This is a genomic window from Eikenella sp. HMSC071B05 (assembly GCF_001811325.1).
In the GTDB taxonomy this organism is placed as follows: domain Bacteria; phylum Pseudomonadota; class Gammaproteobacteria; order Burkholderiales; family Neisseriaceae; genus Eikenella; species Eikenella corrodens.
Genome location: NZ_KV804551.1, coordinates 133,107 through 151,773, shown reverse-complemented (window position 1 = coordinate 151,773; position 18,667 = coordinate 133,107). Strand labels below are relative to the sequence as shown.

Sequence of the window (18,667 nt, the reverse complement as noted above, 5' to 3'; positions counted from 1 at the left end):
TGCTTGCTAGCACTTTCAGGTAGCCTTTATCTATGCGCTAGCTGCTCATATTCTTTTCGGTTTCATGAGCGCTCTGATCTGCGTTTACTCCTGATAATCAACCAACCCCAACCGATTGCCGGACGGATCGACAAATTCCACTGCCCATCCGGTACGGATACGGAATGGCTCGCTTAGAAAACGGATATTCCTACCCTGCAATGCGGCATATTTTGCCCGCACATCTTCCACTTCAATCCACAAAGTAGGAGCCATATCGGGGAATTTTTTCCGCTCTTTGAGGATGATGGCCGCTTCTTCGTTACCCACCCGAAAAGCCACCATGCCGTTTGCAGAAAAGTCGAATTTAACGGGCAACTCCAGCACATCTTGGTAAAAGCGGCAGCTCGTAGCAAGATCATCGGCGGGAAAGAAAAAATTATCGTACTTCATTATTTTCCTCCTTACTAAGAATTTGTTAGCACCACCGCTTTTTCACCGTTATGCCGTTAAGATCGCCTGAAATAACACTGTTTAGTAGTCGATTTTCAGGGTTTCTTCAGCCACGCCGGCTACAGCCGGGGAGCGGGTGATGGAGAGTTTTTCTTCGGCGGAAAAGCCGATGGTTTCGCCATCTTGCAGGGTAACGTTTTGCGAGATAAGGTAGTCGCTGATGTTGCACAGGAAAGCGTGCAAATCGGCAGGCTCTTGTTCGCTGTTGAGGATTTCGAGCTCCATTTTGTTGAATTGCTCCAGGCCGATGGTGTAGGCACTGCTTCCTTCTTCGCTGCCGTAGAGGCCGATAAATATCCAGGCGGGAATGGGTAGTTCGTTTTCGTGCAGGCTGCTGCATACGTCGCGGTAGAAATCGGGGGCGAAAACGGTGCCGGAGGTGTAGATGCCGATGCTGTTTTCGTCGGCCAGGGCGGCGCAGGCCAGTTTGCTGTAGAGCGCCATCACATCGACCGGGGTGGCGTCGGTTTCGCCAAGAGGCATCACGACAAGCAGGATGTGCGCCTGATGTTTGGCGGTTTCCTCCACGGCTTCCGGCCAGTAGTAATTAAAGGCGGCATTTTGTTCGGCTTCGCCGTCGGGCAGCGGCGCAGGCATGAGGGAGAGGGCGCAGAGCAGGCCGTTTACGTTGAAGTTGAGGATGCCGTCTTCGTTGGTGATGCCTTCGCCTTCGTCCGGGCTGATGCCCCATTCGTGTTGTAAGGTGTGCAGGAAGCGAGCGGGGTCGAAACGGTTTTCTTTCAGCAGGACAAAGCCTTGGGCGTGGCGCATGATGAGCCTTTCGAAGGTGGGTGTGAAAGTGGGCAGTATAAGGTGGATGGCGGTAAAAAGGCTACCTGAAATGTTTGGGGGTTTTCAGGTAGCCTTTTCAGGCAGGCTTATACGATGGTTTGCTTGCCGTAGCTTTCGATGATCTCCTTTATCCGCAGCATGGTTTCTTTGGGCGGGGGAGACACGCCTTTGAGCTTGTATTCGTCGCCGCACAATTCCCATTTGTGGGCGCCGAGTTCGTGGTAAGGAAGGAGTTCCACGGTATCGGCGTTGGGCATATCGGCAATGAATTCGCCGAGCAGATGGGCGGAGCGGTCGTCGTCGGTGTAGCCGGGCACGACCACATAGCGAATGCGGGTGGGCTGGCCTCGTTCGGCCAGATAGCGGGCAAAGCGCAACACTTTGGTGTTTGGGATGCCGACCAGCACTTTGTGAATCTCGGGATCAATTTGTTTGAGATCAAGCATAACGAGATTGGTGTTATCCAGCAGCTCTTCCATGGCGCTGTCGTAATGCAGGGCGTAGCCGTTGGTGTCGAGACAGGTGTGGATGTCATGCTCGCGGCAGGCCACAAACCAATCGCGGATGAATTGGTATTGCAGCAGGGGCTCGCCGCCGGTAGCCGTTACGCCGCCGCCGGTGGCGCGGAAGTAGTGTTTGTAGGAGAGCACTTGCTGCATGAGCTGGGGCACGGTGAAGTGCAGCTCTTTTTCGCTGTGCCTATCCCAAGTGTCGCGGTTGTGGCAGTAGAGGCAGCGCATCAAGCAGCCCTGCATGAAGAGGACGAAACGCAGGCCGGGGCCGTCTACGGCACCGCCAGTTTCTACGGAGTGGACGTAGCCGATGCCTTCGTAGGGGCGGGCGCGGGTGTCGGGCTGCTTTTTAGGCGGAGTATCGGAACTAATAGGGATGGTTTCTGGCATGGTGGTTGGCGTGTGTTGGTTTCAAGTAGCCTTGATGGCTTTGGGTGTTTGGGCAGCGGGCTGAAAGCTCACTCTGCCCTACTTGGGCTATAAATTTTCAGGTAGCCTGGGCACAGGAGTGAGGCTACCTGAAAACTGGAATAAACAAAAGTGCCGGAAGGAATTCCGGCACTGATTCCAGCTAGCTGGGCATGATTACATCCGGCTGGTGAAGGTGCGAGTAATCACGTCTTGCTGCTGCTCTTTGGTGAGCGAGTTGAAGCGCACGGCATAGCCGGACACGCGGATGGTGAGCTGCGGATATTTTTCCGGGTGTTCCATTGCATCAATCAGCATTTCGCGGTTGAGCACGTTTACGTTGAGGTGCTGGCCGCCTTCCACACCGGCTTCGTGGTGGAAGTAACCGTCCATCATACCGGCCAAGTTGCGTTCGCGGGAGCTTTCGTCTTTACCCAGCGCGCCAGGGATAATGGAGAAGGTGTAGGAAATACCGTCTTTGGCAAACTCAAACGGCAGTTTGGCCACAGAAGTCAGCGAAGCCACCGCACCGTTCACATCGCGACCGTGCATGGGGTTGGCACCCGGGCCGAACGGCGCACCGGCGCGGCGACCATCCGGGGTATTACCGGTTTTCTTACCGTATACCACGTTAGACGTGATGGTAAGCACCGATTGGGTCGGAATGGCGTTGCGGTAGGTCGGATGGGTGGCCACTTTTTTCATGAAGCGTTCCACCAAATCGCAGGCGATGCTGTCTACGCGGTCGTCGTTGTTGCCGAACTGCGGGTATTCACCTTCGATTTCAAAGTCGACGGCAACGCCGTTTTCGTCGCGGATCGGTTTCACTTTGGCGTATTTGATGGCAGACAGCGAATCGGCAGCCACCGACAACCCGGCAATACCGCAGGCCATGGTGCGTTTCACATCACGGTCGTGCAGCGCCATCAGGGCGGCTTCGTAGCTGTATTTGTCGTGCATGTAGTGGATGACGTTCAGCGCGGTAACGTATTGGGTGGCCAGCCAGTCCATGAAGCTGTCCATGCGGGTCATCACGGTGTCGTAGTCCAATACTTCGTCTTTAATCGGCTCGGTTTTGGGGCCGACTTGGTCTTTGGATTTTTCGTCCACGCCGCCGTTGATGGCGTACAGCAGGGTTTTGGCCAGGTTGGCGCGCGCGCCGAAGAACTGCATTTGTTTGCCGATTACCATCGGGCTCACGCAGCAGGCGATGGCGTAGTCGTCGCTGTTGAAGTCGGGGCGCATCAGGTCGTCGTTTTCGTATTGGATCGACGAAGTGTCGATGGAGACTTTGGCGCAGAACTCTTTGAAGCCTTGCGGCAGTTGTTCGGACCACAACACGGTGATGTTCGGTTCGGGAGACGGGCCCATGTTGTACAGGGTGTGCAGCACGCGGAAGTTGGTGCGGGTGACCAGCGTGCGGCCGTCCAAGCCCATGCCGCCGATGGATTCGGTGGCCCAAATCGGGTCGCCGGAGAAGAGCTGGTCGTATTCGGGCGTGCGCAGGAAACGAACCATACGCAGTTTCATCACTAGGTGGTCGATGAATTCCTGTGCCTGGCTTTCGGTAATCACTCCGTTTTTCAGATCGCGCTCAATGTAGATATCCAAGAAGGAAGACACGCGGCCGAAGCTCATGGCGGCGCCGTTTTGCGATTTCACGGCGGCGAGGTAGGCAAAGTAAGTCCATTGGATGGCTTCTTGCGCGTTTTTGGCCGGACCGGAAATGTCGAAGCCGTAGGAGGCGGCCATTTCCTTCATCTGTTTCAACGCAATATGCTGCTCGTTGATTTCTTCGCGCAGGCGGATAACGCTTTCCAAGTTTTGGCCAGATTCCAAATCGGCTTGTAAAGAATGATACTGCTCGGTTTTATCTTCCATCAGGCGGTCGATACCGTAAAGCGCCACACGGCGGTAGTCGCCGATGATGCGGCCGCGGCCGTAGGCATCGGGCAAACCAGTTAAAACGCCCGATTTCCGGCAGCGGCGGATGTCGGGCGTATACACATCAAACACACCTTGGTTGTGGGTTTTGCGGTATTTGGTGAAGATTTCTTCCACTTCGGGATTCAGTTCCACACCGTAGATTCGGCAGGAATCTTTCACCATCTTCAGGCCGCCGAAGGGCATGATGGAGCGTTTCAGCGGCTCGTCGGTTTGCAGACCGACGATGGTTTCCAAATCTTTATCGATATAGCCGGGCCCGTGGCTAGTGATACCGGAAACAATTTGCGCATCAATCTTATACGGCGCGTGGGTTTTATTCTCAACCTTAATGCCTTCCATCACTTCCGCCCACAGCTTGGTGGTGGCTTCAGTGGCCGGAGCCAAGAAACTGCCATCGCCTTCATAAGGGGTGTAGTTTTTCTGGATGAAATCACGCACATCGATACTGTTTTCCCAATCGCCACCGGCAAAGCCTGCCCAAGCAGCTGGACGTTCTATTGCTGAAGCCATATTAACCTCCTGTTTAGTATGAGTAAATAAAATAACGTTGCCAATTAAAATTCATCATAGAGAATAGCACGCCCCATGCCACTTTGGGCAGGAAACTCTAGTTAATCGGTATTTTATTGATATAAATCAAACTTTATATTTTAATCATTATTTATCAATACACTAGAAACAAAAGTGATTCAGGTAGTCTTTCCTGTATCTATACCCTGCTCTGCCCATAATTCCGGCTGACTGCCCTGTGGCAACAGGTGGCTGACACCCAGGCCGATAAGGCGGTAGTCGCGGCCGGCAGGCATGCGCTGAGCCAGCTGCCGAGCAGCCTGCTCCAGCGCGGCAGCATCAGGCAGGACGGAGGAATAGGTTTGCGAACGGGTGAGGATATGGAAATCGGCGGTTTTCAGCTTGAGCGTGAGCGTGTGCGCCTGCACTTGTTTACGCTGAGCCTGCACCCATAAATCTTGCGCCAAATCAGCCAGGTGGCGAACGATTTTACTCAGCGGCAAATCCTGCGGCAGGGTGATTTCGGTGGAGATCTGCAAGCGCTCGCGCTGCGGCTGCACGGGGCGGTTATCGATGCCGCGGGCGAGGTCGTAGAGGCGGTAGCCCCAGCGGCCGAACAGGTTAACCAATTCGCCGCGCTGCATTTTTTGCAAATCCCCGGCCGTTTGCAGGCCGAGGGCGTGCATTTTTTGCAGAGTCTTTTTGCCCACGCCGGGAATTTTGCCCAGCGGCAGGGTGAGCAAAAATTGGGCGATGCGCGGCGGCGGGATAACGAATTGGCCGTTGGGCTTGCGCCAATCGGAAGCGATTTTGGCGAGAAACTTATTCGGCGCGATACCAGCCGAGGCAGTAAGGCCGGTTTGGCACAGGATTTCGGCACGGATGGCAGTGGCGATTTCGCTGGCATAAGGCAGGTTTTGCTTGTTATGGGTAACGTCCAGATAGGCTTCATCCAGCGAGAGCGGCTCGACTAAATCGGTGTGCTGCCGGAACACGGCGTGAATCTGCTGTGACACTTCACGATACAGATGAAAGCGCGGCGGCACAAACACGGCCTGCGGGCACAGTCGCCGCGCAGTAGCGGCAGGCATGGCCGAATGCAGCCCGAAACGCCGCGCCTCGTAAGAAGCGGCGCACACCACCGAACGGCCGCCCTCCCAAGCCACCACCAAAGGCTTGCCGCGCAGATGCGGCTGCTCGCGTAGCTCTACCGAGGCGTAGAACGCGTCCATATCGATGTGGATGATTTTGCGGGCGGCAGGCATGGCGGGAGGTGTGAATAAGGAAGATAAGGATTATAACGGATGAGGCAATCTCATTTCAGGCAGCCTCATCTCAGCAATACAGTTGTACGCGATCCTACCCTCCTTCTGCTTGCTGATCTGACCATGAAAGTTCTGTATCACACGCCTGCTATAAAGGCTACCTGAAAGTTAGCTTCAGCAAACTCCGCTCCACTTTCAGGTAGCCTTTTGCGTACTTACTCCCTACTCTTGTGCCTCCCTCGCTGCCGGCCGTTGCAAATGCCGCTGCATATAGCTTGCAAACGGCTCCACGTTTGGCACCACTTGGGTGCGAAACATGCCCCAGGCCAAGAGGCCGCTCAAGTATAAATCAAGCGCACTAAAATACTGCCCCAGGGCGTATTCGCGGCCGTCGGCCAGCAGGGTTTTCAGGGTGTGTAACGCAGTATCGAAATCGCCGTAGCCGATCGCGCGGCGGCGCTCTTCACTCTGCGGCACTTGTTGCCAACGGTCGAGGATGGCGTATTCAAGTTGCGTACCAAACCACAGCCAGCGGTAGTATTGCCCGCGCTCCGGCGTGCCCGCAGCCGGGATCAGCCTTTTTTCGGGGAAAAGCTCGGCCAGATAGGTGAGGATGGCGGGCAGCTCGGTAATCACTTGTCCGGCGTGCTTAATGGCGGGCACTTTGCCCATCGGGTTGATGGCCAAATAATCCGCCTCTTTGAGCTGCGAGTAATCCAGCGCTACAGTGTCGTAATCCGCGCCGCATTCGGCCAGCATCCAGCGTACATTGTTGCCGCGCGAAGGGTGCACGGTATAGAGGGTGATTTTGCTCATGATATTTCCTTTTAAAACAGTTGATTGTGCTTTCAGGTAGCCTGAAGTGCCGCCATGATACGCCATGGCTGTGTCAGTTTTTGTCAGCAGCCAAAACCATCGCTGAAACGAAATCAACACTAGCGGCTCAAATCAAACGCACTCAAATCCAGCCCTTCCTGCTGCCGCCAGCGTTGCAGTAACAGCCGATGCGGCATCGGATAAGCCGCGCCGGTTTGGGCTTGCGTGATGCGGTCGCAGCGGAAATGGCGGAATGCCTGCCTCAACGTGCACCAAGCCGCCAACAGCCGCACTTCGTCCAGATAGCCCAACGCCACCGGCCACACCGTGCGATTACTGGCTCGCCCCTGCAAATCTGTGTAGCTGAAGCTGAGCGCCGTTTCCTGCCGCAAAGCCTGCCGCACCAGTGCCAACACCTGCCCTTCGCCGCTCCCATACGCCGTACCGCCCATCGGATACACCGCATGCGCCGCCGCCTGCTCGGCCAGGCGTGCCGGCAACACCGCGTGCACCTTGCCCAACACCGAGCGCGCCGCCTCAGCCATTTCGCCATCGGCATGCGCCGCCGCCCAACGCATGCCCAGCATCAGCGCTTCCAGCTCGTTTTCGCTAAACATCAGCGGCGGCAGATTGCAATCCTGCTGCAACACGAAGCCCACGCCCGCTTCGCCGCCAATCACCGCGCCCTGCCCGCGCAAGGTATCGATATCACGATACACCGAGCGCACGCTGATGCCCAGCTCCTGCGCCAACAGCCGCGCACTTTTCGGATGGCGGCTGGCACGTAGAAGCTGCAAGAGTTTGAGCAGGCGGTCGGTACGGCTGGGCATGATGAATCTCCGGATGGTTTTTCAGGTAGCCTGACGGCTTAAATGGGAGGCTACCTGAACATAATTAGGGATGATACCGCGTTTGCAGTTGACAGCGGCAAGCTGGATAAGCTCCAACTAAGCAGTCGATACACTTTCCATCTGATAGAGCTAACTATATGCTACCTGAAAACAAGCCAACACCAGCAACGACGTGGCACTGTTGCCTGATGGCTAAGCTCGCTTAAAAAAGGCTACCTGAAACTTTCAGGTAGCCTGCTAGTGTGAATTTATTCTAAACCGGAACTGTATTGGTCCGACTAAGCCGCACCATCCACACTATCACCTCTGTTCGCGGAAATCTTCCCCCTTAAACACCCGCCTCGGGTTGCCACGCTCCACTTGGTAGAGCGATTTGTGCGCATCGGCGGCATGCTGGCGCAGGGCGGTTTGGTGGTGTTCGGCCAGTTTGAGCGCGAGCAGCTCCAGCGCGCGTTTTTTGTTGGCGTGCTGGCTGCGCTCGCCCTCGGCGCGCACGGCGATGCCGCTGGCGAGGTGGACGGCGCGCACGGCGGATTCGGTTTTGTTCACGTGCTGCCCGCCTTTGCCGCCGGCGCGGCAGGTTTGGAATTCGATGCCTTCGTTTTCCGGCAGCGCTGGAATTTCAGGTAGCCTGAACACGCCGATATACCAGTTTTTGCGCGGGTGCTGCAGCCGCAGCGGGCTGGGGCACACCCATTGCAGCGTACCCTGCCAGCTTGCGGCCAGGCTTTCGGCACGGCTGCCGGAGAGCTTGAGCACGGCAGAGAGGATGCCGTGTTTGCTCGAGGTTTCTTCCAATATTTCGGCCTCCACGCCTGCCGCTTCGGCCTCGCGCAGGATTTTTTGCAGGGCGAAGCGGCCAAACATCTGACATTCAGCCGGACCCTGGGCGATGGAAATTTGCAGATAAATCATGGTTTACTTCCTTTTCATCTTCGGCCGGAACGAATGCTTGGCATCGAAACCTTTGTTGCCGATTTTGTCTTTATCTGGTACAGGCGGACTGGTTTCGGCCTCGCTTTTAAGCTGCGAGAGGTATTCGCAAAGGTGCTGCCACACGATATCGGGATCGATATACACGCCGAGGCCGGAGAGCTGCGGGTTTTCGGCAAAATCTTGGCGGCTGTCGAGCCGGGTGGGCCGGTTGGGGTCGGCATAATAGGCGAGCAGAAGCGGCGTATGGCGGTATTTGGCGATTATGGGATGGCTGCGGCTGCAGCGGCGGGGGCTGAAGTCGGGCGTTTGGAAGTGGCAATACCCCGGCCAATAGTAGTTATGGCATTGCGGCAGGCAGTATTCGCTGCCGTCGAGAAAGCGAACCATACTCAGGGGAAAGCGGTGGCGGCGGTGTTGCAGATACACGGTATCGATGTCGTATGAGCTGTATACCTGCTTATCGGCAGCAAACAGAAACACGCGCAGGTTGCCGATATACAGTTCGGATATCACGGCATAACTGCCAAATTCCTGCTGCCATTCGGCAGGCGGTTTGGGCAGGCCGCGCAGGATTTCGGCATCTGGCGGCTGGCGGCGGTCGAATACCAGTACGGGGTCGATGCCGTATTTGGCTACTTTGTGGTCGTAGAAGTCTTTAAATTTGCTGATGATTTTCATGCCATCACTCCCCGCAGCCGCCGTTGGTTTTGTAGGTGAGCACCGGCTTGAGGCGGGCTATCGGCTCGATCAGGCCGGCCTGCCGCATGGCTTCGATGATGCTGTCGATATTTTTGTAGGCTTGTGGGGCTTCTTCAAAAATCAAGGCTTTGTCGGCACACACCACGATGCTGCCGAAGGCGGTGCGGCGTAGGCTGTCGGCACTGTATTTGTGCGACAGGCGGCCTTTGCATTCGCCGCGCTGCCATTTGCGGCCGGCGCCGTGGGCGAGCGAATTGAGGGCGATACTGCAATCGGCGGCCGGTTCGACTAAATAGCTGTAGTCGCCACGAGAGCCGGGAATCAGCACCAGGCCGCAGTCGGATGGGGTGGCGCCTTTGCGGTGCAGCCAGCCGGTTTCGCCACCGATTTCGGCCTGTTGCAGGAAGTTGTGGTGCACATCAAGCAGGCAGCGGCCTTCGGCATGCCAACGCTCCAGCATACGCTCGGCAATCAGCAGGCGGTTGGCGCGGGCAAAGGCCAGCGCATCGTCGTGTTCGGCCAGATAGGCGGCAGCTTCGGGGCTGTTTTCAGGTAGCCCTTGATGGCCGTGCGCGTCCACATGGCGACGTAAGACCTGCTGGCCGAGCCCGCGTGAGCCGCTGTGCACGAGCAATTGCAGGCAGTCGGTATCGAAGTTTTCAGGTAGCCTTTCAGGGCGGTAAACGGTATCTACGGTTTGCAGTTCGGCAAAATGGTTGCCGCCGCCGATGGTGCCTAAGGCTACCTGAAAAGGATGCTGCGGCAGGATTGAGTTAATCCGCTCCTGCCAATTTTCGCCTAACGGTGTATCGATGCTACCGAGCTGTTTGGCCAGCTTGGCGGGTTTGGCTTTGTGTGTGTGCAAATCGGTTTGCCACAGCGCCATGCCGCAGCCGATATCGTTGCCGATGAGCGCGGGATAAAAACGGCCAAGGCTGAAAAATGCCGCACCGACGGGATAACCTCGTCCGGCGTGCAAATCAGGCATGCCGGCCACCCGGCGCATCTGCGGCAGGCGGGCAGTGGTTTGGAGTTGTTGAATGGCGTTGCCTTCAACCCAGGTATTTGAATCGGCTATTAAAACAATGTTTTCAGAAATGATTTGGGGATTTTGTGTGCCCATAATGTACTTTCTTGCGGCGGATAAATCCGTTTGCGCACAGCTCTGCCAAGCACGCGTGAACACGGTGGCAATAGATTGAAACGGCAAATAAATTTATCCGCAGAATGCAAACGGCAGGCGCGGGAAAACAGCGCATCAAATGCAGTTTGCAGAATAGGGAGAAAGCAGCCCGAAGCGGGCGGCACAGAAAAAGGGAATGGCCTTAGGCTTCTGAGCTGCAAAGGATTGAACGGAGGATTGAAGTGTACGGCATAGCCAGCTCCTTTCTTTGCAGTGGTGAATAAATAATGAAAACCCGCGCATAGTAGCGGCCGGATACTAGCTGAGGCAAGTGCATGGCAGAAAAGGCAGGAGGATTGTTGTATTTTTCCCGCACCATACTAGGAGCAGTAAATAATAAAAACCGGCTGCCTGGTCTATCAGACAGCCGGTTTCGAATATGGCAATTAGCCCATGTTGCGCTCAGCGTTAATCAGAGAACGGCGAGCCAAAGCCAAGTTAGCTTTGCTTCTGTCCAATACAGAGTACAGGAACAGACCATCATGACGGGGCAGCGGACGCAACAGGTGGTATTGAGTGCCCAAAGTCATCAGGATGTCTTCGATTTCATCTTTCAGGCCAAGCATCTGCATGGTTTTGTTTTTGGCACGCATCACCTCAGTGTTGCCTGCGGCGGCAATTTCCAAATCAATGGAAGGGCTACCGCCACCGGCCAACAACATGCCGCTGGAGTAATCCACTACTGCGGCAGCCAGGGCACCATCCACGTTCAGCATTTCCGCTACGGTTTTATCGTAATTCATTTTCTACAAGATCTCCACAAAAACAAAATAAAAACAAACAGTTCATACTTCCCGAAACTAATTCATACTCTCTATTTTGTAACTCAGGAAGGTTTGGCAGGCTTTATTATCCCAAAAATATCACCTACTTCTCTTAGTGAACCAAACTAGGCAGCTGGCTAGAAAAGCTTTTCTGCCATGTCCAACACTGAATCGCAGTATATGCCTTTTGCTTTTCAAAGTAAATATTAACACCGACATAATTGTATGCATTTGATACATAGCTGCTTCAAGCACATACGCTCAAGCCCCACACCCCTCTTTTCAATAGAAAAATAATCAATAAAAATCAAAAATCTATGCACAAAAAGCACTACCCATGCAGCCAATCTTTTTCACTACATAACACTATTTTTTCAGCTATTTTTTGTTTCAAACACACCGCACCCACCCTATTTCCGCTATCTAGCACAGCAAAGAAGACCTTTACACAACGCAGGCTTATAATCCTATTTTCCCTCTTTTTCAGGTAGCCTCACATGACACAACCCACCTGGCAAGCCGGGCGTTTCCGCATCAATTTATCCACGCCCAAAATCATGGGCATCATCAACCTCACCCCCGATTCATTCTCCGACGGCGGCACCTACTCCCGCAGCAGTAGCGCCGCCCTCGCCCATGCCGAACGCCTGCTGGCCGAAGGCGCACACATTCTCGATATCGGCGGCGAATCCACCCGCCCCGGTGCCGCCCACGTCTCCCCCGAAGAAGAATGGGCACGACTGCAACCCATCGTGAGCGAAATCATCAAATGGGACGTCCCCCTCAGCGTGGACACCCGCCGCACCGCCATTATGCAACGCCTGCTCGGTAATGGCCTGGCCGACATCATCAACGACGTATCCGCCCTAGAAGACAGCGGTGCTATCGAACTGCTCGCCGCCCACCCCGACACCGGCATATGCCTAATGCACATGCAGGGGCTGCCCGAAACCATGCAAAACAACCCGCAATACCAAGATGTGGTGGCCGAAGTGGCAGGCTACCTGAAAGCCCGTGCCCAAACCGGCCAAGCCGCCGGCATCCGCTCCGAACGCATCGTACTCGACCCCGGCATCGGCTTCGGCAAAAACCTCCAACACAATATCCAACTCATGCGCCACCTGCCCGATTTGCAAGCACAAACCGGCTTGTCCCTGCTCATCGGCGTATCGCGTAAACGCATGATCGGCGAAATCACTGGCGAGGCCGACCCTGCACAACGCATCCACGGCAGCGTAGCCGCTGCCCTCTATGCCGCGGAACGCGGTGCCGCCATCCTGCGCGTTCACGACGTGAAAGCCACCGCTGATGCACTGAAAGTGTGGCAAGCATTGCACTAGACTCTTGCGGCATTAAAAAGGCTACCTGAAATTTTCAGGTAGCCTTTCATCAGTCCTGCCTATTGCAAACCAAGTATCGGCTTGAAAGTGTGCTGGATGGCGAGGAAGTCATCGAAGGAGAGCAAGGGGTTGTCGTTGAAGATGATGTACACCCCATCAGCCAGCGGGCGCACATCGGGCACTTTCCCTGCAAGGCGGCGGATGACTTCGTCGCGGCCGTAGCCCAAGGCGGTTTGGCACAGGTCCTTATCCCAATAACAGGCGGGGCTGAGGGTGTAGATATTGTTGCGGCCGTTAGGGGTGATGCCGCGGGCCCTTAAATCGTTGTAGGCAGGAACAATGGAAATAGAAAAGCCGCTGGAATCAAAAGTCGGCGATTCACCTGGGCGATATCCTTCTTCATAATAAATAGCGTAACCAGCATAAAAATTTTCAGCTGCTCGTGGCTCGAAAATTTCAATCACTTGTGGGAAGTGGCTATAAGCCACATCATGAAAATTTACCTTTTTATAGCCAGGCTTGAACTCATACCATATTTTGTCTATCCCGCTGAAATAACATTCATCAAGTTCTGGTCTTCCGTAATCAACACGTCTTTCATACTCATACCATTGAGACACACGCGGCGTATCAGGATGCTTATATTTAACATATGGCTTTTGCTGTTCGCGATGTGGCATTTTTAAGCTGCTTAAATCCACACCTTTTAATCCAAACGGCGCACCGACATGACTGAGACGATCCAATAGGTAACGATGCCGATCTTCAAACGGTTCATTGATATTCATAAGCCGTTTCATTCTAAAAAAAAGCAGATCAATTTCTTCCACAGTTTATCTCTCTTTCACTAACAACAAGCCACACATCAGCATTCAATCAAGCCACCTGAAAACTATCAGCTGACCAGAAACACTGCTGCACTGTATTTCCACTTCACCGGAGCCTCACTTTTCAGGTAGCCTCCACCCTGCTAATCCTCCCCCTCCTTCGGCGGCACGGGTGCGAACCAGCCCACCAGCAGGAGCAGCAGCCCCACGCCGATAAATGACACGATGCGGGCGATGCCGCCGCTGCCACCCAGTTCCACCGTAAACAGCTTCAGCACCACCACGCCCATCAGCCCGGCACCGGCCATCCAACGGATGCGACGCCCCAAGCGGTGGCCGGACACCATCAGGCCGATGGCAGCGGATGCCCACACGATCGACAGCGCCGCCTGCAGGCTGAAGGAAGCCATGATGCCGTGCAGCGTCCACTCCACGCCCATATAGAAATACCACAGGCGCAGCACCGCGCCGCTCACCAGGGTGAGGCCGAGCAGCACCGAACCGGCCAGGTGCAGCCGCAGGCCCTCGCTTTCCAGCTCAAATTCTTCCTGCCACAAATCAACGCAGCGCAGCCACAGCGCCCCCACCAACAGCCCGGCCAAATCCATCGGATTGAGCAGCGGCAAGTAGGTGAAGGGTTGCACAGTGCGCGGCTCGAGCGCATTGTTTGCCACCAGCCACATCAGGGCGTAGCCGCCGCACAGCAGCGAGCAGGCGGCCGCATAGGGGCGCAATGCGGCACGTTCCCGCCCCAGATACAGCAGCAGCCACAACGCCAGCGGCAGCGCCAGCCAGCCGATTTGCCCCCACACGCCGCCCAGTATTTCGCCGGCAAGGATGCCGCAGAAGGCGGTGGCCGAAGCCGCCCACAGCGCAAACGCCGCCATGCTCCAGCCGCGTTCGGTATCGTGCGAACGGAAGCCTTGCAGGCGCAAAACCCATGCCAACAAGGCAGCCAGCGCCAGGTGCATGAGGCTACCTGAAAGCGCGTGCGCCACCAAATCGGCACGGCTCAATCCGCCAAACAGCAGCATGGCGTTCGGAATCAGCAGCGGCACCAGCAAAAGCGCAGTGCGCCTGCCCTGCCGCCAATCGAGCAGCCAGGCTGCCGCCGTCCACAACGCGAAGGGCAACGGCAAAGTCCACAGCGGGGCGCTGCCGGCCAGGCTTTCCGGCAGATGGTGCAGCAGGTTGACCGAAGAGAGTATCGTGCCCAAGAATGCCAAGCCGAGCAGCAACCAGCCGGCAGCTTGGTGCAGCAGCAGAGGGAGTGGAAACGCGGTATCGTGCTGCTGCCTGCTGCGCCTGTGTTTGCCGCGCAGAAGCGCACCGGGTTCATTTTCAGGTAGCCATGCCTCACCCTGGCGGTGCAAAGCGTAGGCCGACGCACCCAACAATAGCGTGGCGGCAAAGCAGCAGATGGTGGACAGCCAGCCTTCCCCGCCGGACACAACTGCCAGCAACAGCATCGCCAGCATCCCCCAGCTTACCGCGGCCACTGCAAACAAACCGCTGCCGGGCAGCCAGGCGAATTCGTCTGCCTCATCCGCATCTTCGTCTGCCCCGCCTTCATCGGAGAGGCTACCTGAAAGTGCGGCCAGCGGGTTGGGCGCAAACGCATCCTGCAACACCGCCTGCACCCGCACCGCCGCCCAGGCCAATGCGGCCAAAGCCACCATTGCCCAATGGCGCGGCAGGCACATCAGCGGCAGCAGCCCTGCAAGCAGCAGGCCTGCGCCCAAAGCGCCGCGCTGGGCACAGCTTTCCCAATAGGCCGAACCGCGGCAGCGCCAACGCAGCCAAGCGGCATACATGGCCAGACCGGTCGAGGCCGTCGCCAATGTGGGCACCAACGGGCCAACCAGCAGCGGCACATTTTCTTCGCTCACAACCTGCCAGCCCAATTCGCCGCCAAACAGCAATGCACCCAGCGACAGCGCATACACCACCACCGCCAAAAACCGCGTGTGCGGCCGCTGCTGGCGCAGTGCAAACACATATACCAGCCCAGCCTCCAGCGACCACAACGACACCGTGGCCGCCTGCTCAAAGGCCAGCGGCACCGCCAGGGTGGCGAACACGAGCGAAAGCGCCGCCAACGCTTGGCGCAACAGCGGGAAATCGCGGCTGCCGGTAAACACCCCGGCCAGCAGGGCATATACCGCAGCAAAACCCAGTGCCGCGCCCGCCGACCAATGGCCGCCCTCGGGCAGCATATGATATTGCAGCACAAACGCCGACACGGCCGAGCCGAACAGCAGCGTGCCGTCTATCGCGCCGATAGTCATGCCGTGGCGTACCAAACTATCAATCAGTTCGTCCAACCCAGCGTTATCCGGCACGGCTGCCTCATCGGCCTCATCGCGCCGGTGCAGCGCGTAGAGGCAGGCCAAGAGCGTGTAGAGCAACCAGTGGAAAATCAGGAAAGGCTCGGTGCTGGCGAAATACTCGCCCGTGTATTCCGCAGAGCCCCACATCACGGCAATAAACAGGCTGCCGATAAAGCCGATAAGGTTCAGACTGCGCCAAGTTTTGAAGCGGGCGATTGCCGCCACGCCGGTGTTGAGCAGCGCCAGATAAGTGAACAGCACCACATGGCTGCCGCTGCCATCGCTCACCAGAATCGGTGCGGCCAAACCGCCGATAAGCGCCACTTGCGCCATGATTTTCGCATCTTGCCGCACCGCCAGCGCCGCCATTGCGCACACCAGCCCCACCATCAGCACAAAAGCCGTGCCCGCAGGCAGCAGCGGGTGCAGCTTCACCGCCGCTAGCGTGGTCAGATACATCACCGCCATGCCGAAGCCTTGCAAAATCAGGCCATATTCGCGGCGGCGGCGTTGCAAAAACCAACCCGACACGGCAGCCGCCAAACCCGAGCCCATCACGCTCAGATAGCGCATTTCAATCGGCACATGAATCCGCTCCGAAGCAAAGCGCAGCAGGAACACCAGCCCCAAAAACAGCACCACCACGCCGGTTTTCAGCAGCAGGTTGCCGTGCATCAGCCAATCGATCAGCGGAGCAAATGCGCTTTCCTCCCGCTCAGCCGGGCGGGCAACGCGGCGCCGCTGGGCGGATTGATCGGCCGGTGATTGGGCAGTCGTTTGAGCTTGGCTTTGCGCCGCCATCGCTGCTTGAGCCGGAGTGCGTGCAGGCGTTTGGGCTGCGGTTTGCGCCGACCCCCGTTTGCGGATTCTCACCGTGCCCGGTCGGCTGCCCGGCATCACGCCATGTTCCTCAACAGCCGCTTCAGGCTGCCGTGCGGCAGGAGCAGGCTGCGCTGCCGGAGCAGGCGGCACCTTTTCCCCCGCTGCCGATGCAGCAGCCGTGAGGCTACCTGAAAACGCAGGCGCAGCAGGTTGTTCGAATGTGGATTGGCTAGGTTGACCAGATTGGACAGGAAGCGGATGTACCGCCGTTTCTGCCGGTTGGTAATGGGCAGCCAGATGCGCTGATTGAGCCGGGCTGGCTGCCGCAGAAGGAATGGCATCAAACGCAGCAACACTCGGCTGCGATGCGCCCGAAGCAGCTGAAGTGGGCACATTCGGGTTGTACGGCCAGCCGCTGAAATCAGGCTGCGGCGCACTAGGCGCATTGGGCTGAAGCCCGGCCTGCCCAAGGTGTTGAGGCACAGCCTGATCGCTTTGGCGCAGCTCGCTACTTTCACTTTCAGCCAGCCTTTGCTCCCGCAGGGGCTGGCGGCGGCGCAGCTGTTCCACTTCTTTCTGCAAGCGCGATAGCTGTTCGGCCATCTCCTGCTGCTGCATCCTCGTTTGGAACAGCATCACCACAAAAGCACCGAACATCAACAGCAATAAGGTTACGACAAAAGCCATATCACACCTCGTTTGGGCGGCAGCGCACAGGCTACCTGAAAGCGAACACAGCGGGCTTCGCCAAAATAGTTTGATTAGATTATTACTTGGATGGATTATAGCGGTATCTGCTGGCGGCGGGGAATGCGGCAAAATAGCCGCCCAAAAACTTTCAGGTAGCCTCTTGCGGGGAGGCTACCTGAAAAATAAACAGCGGGCGGCTTGCTATATACCAATATGCAGCACCAACCCTGCCTGCCGTTACAACCAGCCGAGGCGATATAAGATGATTTGCAGCAGCACAAACAGGATGAGCAAAGTCATCGAGAAGCCCCAAGAATACCAAAATTGGAGGGCTTTACCCCGCCAGCCAGAAGGTGGTTCTGTTGCAGGCGGTTCGGTATAAACCACCGCGCCTTTTTTTACACAGTAACTTTCGCCCGCATCGCCAAGCACATAGCTGCCGTCGTTGGGCGCCAGCATGATGTCTAGCAACAATTGCAGCTGGCTTTCGCTTGGATTTTTCAGCCACAGGCTGCCGCCTTCCTGCTCGTTGTGGCTGTAGAAAATAGCGGTGTCTTCGTCTGGCTCGTTTTCAGGTAGCCTGTCGGCGTTTGTGGGCGGGGCGAAGCAGATGAAATTGCCCTCGGCATCATTGCAGGCTTCGAGCTGGAACTGCTCTTTCAACAGGCGGGCGGTGTCGTTGAAACTGTCGAGGATTTTGGGTTGGCCGGGAGCTTGGTCGTTTAGTAAATAAACCAGATAGCTCATTGATTTTCTCCGTTAGTTTTGCCCGGCTTCGCCTGCGGTGCGCCGGTTGTGTACGCGTTTGCCGTGGATGCTCAGATGGCCGGCGGCGAAGTCGGCCACGGCTTGCGGCAGCAGTTGGTGTTCGATTTTCAGCACGCGTGCGGCCAAGGTATCGGCGGTGTCGGTATCGTACACGGGCACGGCGCCTTGGGCGATGATGGGGCCGCAATCGAGCTCGGCGGTAACGAAGTGCACGGTGCAGCCGGCGAGGCGGCAGCCTTCGTCGATAGCGCGTTGGTGGGTGTGCAGGCCGGGGAAGGCAGGCAACAGAGAGGGATGGATGTTGATGAGGCGGCCTTGATAATGCGCGCAAAATTCGGGCGGCAGGATTTTCAGGTAGCCTGCGAGCAACACGAGGTCGGGCCGATATTGCTCGGCGGCTTCGAACATGGCGCGGTGGAAATCGGCGCGGCTGGCGAAATCGCGGGCGCGGCGGGCGAAGGTGGAGATGCCTTGCGCGGCGGCCCATTGAAGCCCGGCGGCGTCGGGGTTGTCGGAGAGCACGGCGGCGACGCGGGTGCCGGGGATGTCGGCCTGAACAACGGCCTGCATATTGCTGCCGCGGCCGGAGATGAAGATGACGATGTTTTTCATGGCGTGGGGTTGTGAACGGGTTGGCAAAAAGTTAGCGGTTTGAACTTCGGTGAAGCCGGGTGTTCAGGTAACCTTTGCGCTTGGTAACTGCGGTTTGCAGGTT

Annotated in this window: 16 protein-coding genes; 1 reads left to right on the top strand and 15 read right to left on the bottom strand. The window is 56.8% G+C overall.

Going from position 1 to position 18,667, the window contains the following annotated elements; genetic code table 11:
- Nucleotides 1-84: 84 nt before the first annotated feature.
- The 11 genes from HMPREF2796_RS06900 to HMPREF2796_RS06850 all read right to left on the bottom strand — a co-directional run bounded on the left by HMPREF2796_RS06900 (nt 85) and on the right by HMPREF2796_RS06850 (nt 11,154).
- Nucleotides 85-432 (bottom strand): VOC family protein, encoded by a 348-nt coding sequence (locus HMPREF2796_RS06900; protein WP_070632282.1) that lies wholly within the window; start codon nt 430-432, stop codon nt 85-87.
- Nucleotides 433-513: 81 nt separating this feature from the next.
- Nucleotides 514-1,263, bottom strand: a complete 750-nt coding sequence (locus HMPREF2796_RS06895) for a DUF4261 domain-containing protein (RefSeq protein WP_023886315.1) — start codon at nt 1,261-1,263, stop codon at nt 514-516.
- 107 nt (nt 1,264-1,370) lie between these two features.
- On the bottom strand, nt 1,371-2,186 hold the full coding sequence (pflA, locus tag HMPREF2796_RS06890) for a pyruvate formate lyase 1-activating protein (RefSeq protein WP_049258723.1): 816 nt from the start codon (nt 2,184-2,186) through the stop codon (nt 1,371-1,373).
- A gap of 195 nt (nt 2,187-2,381) precedes the next feature.
- Nucleotides 2,382-4,661, bottom strand: coding sequence for a formate C-acetyltransferase (pflB, locus tag HMPREF2796_RS06885; protein ID WP_070632279.1), 2,280 nt, complete (start codon nt 4,659-4,661; stop codon nt 2,382-2,384).
- Nucleotides 4,662-4,840: 179 nt separating this feature from the next.
- On the bottom strand, nt 4,841-5,926 hold the full coding sequence (gene dinB / locus HMPREF2796_RS06880) for a DNA polymerase IV (RefSeq protein WP_070632276.1): 1,086 nt from the start codon (nt 5,924-5,926) through the stop codon (nt 4,841-4,843).
- Between the two features lie 222 nt (nt 5,927-6,148).
- Entirely contained in the window at nt 6,149-6,742 is a 594-nt protein-coding gene (locus HMPREF2796_RS06875) for a glutathione S-transferase family protein (protein ID WP_070632274.1), read from the bottom strand.
- A gap of 119 nt (nt 6,743-6,861) precedes the next feature.
- Nucleotides 6,862-7,572, bottom strand: a complete 711-nt coding sequence (locus HMPREF2796_RS06870) for a helix-turn-helix transcriptional regulator (protein WP_070632271.1) — start codon at nt 7,570-7,572, stop codon at nt 6,862-6,864.
- 321 nt (nt 7,573-7,893) lie between these two features.
- Nucleotides 7,894-8,508: a peptide chain release factor H gene (gene prfH, locus HMPREF2796_RS06865; RefSeq protein ID WP_070632268.1), complete on the bottom strand. Its 615-nt coding sequence runs from the start codon at nt 8,506-8,508 to the stop codon at nt 7,894-7,896.
- A 3-nt stretch (nt 8,509-8,511) separates the two neighbouring features.
- Complete coding sequence (locus tag HMPREF2796_RS06860; protein ID WP_070632266.1) at nt 8,512-9,207, bottom strand: hypothetical protein; 696 nt, start codon at nt 9,205-9,207, stop codon at nt 8,512-8,514.
- Between the two features lie 4 nt (nt 9,208-9,211).
- Nucleotides 9,212-10,351: an RNA ligase RtcB family protein gene (locus HMPREF2796_RS06855; RefSeq protein ID WP_070632263.1), complete on the bottom strand. Its 1,140-nt coding sequence runs from the start codon at nt 10,349-10,351 to the stop codon at nt 9,212-9,214.
- Between the two features lie 446 nt (nt 10,352-10,797).
- The gene (locus HMPREF2796_RS06850) at nt 10,798-11,154 is read right to left on the bottom strand and encodes a hypothetical protein (RefSeq protein WP_003821944.1); all 357 of its coding nucleotides are present in this window, start codon (nt 11,152-11,154) and stop codon (nt 10,798-10,800) included.
- A 518-nt stretch (nt 11,155-11,672) separates the two neighbouring features.
- Between HMPREF2796_RS06850 and folP the strand changes: the two genes are divergently transcribed.
- Nucleotides 11,673-12,515, top strand: a complete 843-nt coding sequence (gene folP, locus HMPREF2796_RS06845) for a dihydropteroate synthase (protein ID WP_070632260.1) — start codon at nt 11,673-11,675, stop codon at nt 12,513-12,515.
- A gap of 59 nt (nt 12,516-12,574) precedes the next feature.
- Here the strand turns inward: folP and HMPREF2796_RS11120 are convergent, their stop codons facing one another.
- The 4 genes from HMPREF2796_RS11120 to purN form a co-directional block, all read right to left on the bottom strand.
- Entirely contained in the window at nt 12,575-13,303 is a 729-nt protein-coding gene (locus HMPREF2796_RS11120; protein ID WP_141749182.1) for a hypothetical protein, read from the bottom strand.
- A gap of 182 nt (nt 13,304-13,485) precedes the next feature.
- Nucleotides 13,486-17,181, bottom strand: a complete 3,696-nt coding sequence (locus tag HMPREF2796_RS06835; RefSeq protein ID WP_070632254.1) for a DUF2339 domain-containing protein — start codon at nt 17,179-17,181, stop codon at nt 13,486-13,488.
- Between the two features lie 240 nt (nt 17,182-17,421).
- Complete coding sequence (locus tag HMPREF2796_RS06830; protein ID WP_070632251.1) at nt 17,422-17,931, bottom strand: hypothetical protein; 510 nt, start codon at nt 17,929-17,931, stop codon at nt 17,422-17,424.
- A 12-nt stretch (nt 17,932-17,943) separates the two neighbouring features.
- A complete protein-coding gene (purN, locus tag HMPREF2796_RS06825) occupies nt 17,944-18,564 on the bottom strand; it encodes a phosphoribosylglycinamide formyltransferase (RefSeq protein WP_070632248.1) in 621 nt (206 codons plus the stop codon).
- Nucleotides 18,565-18,667 lie beyond the last annotated feature (103 nt).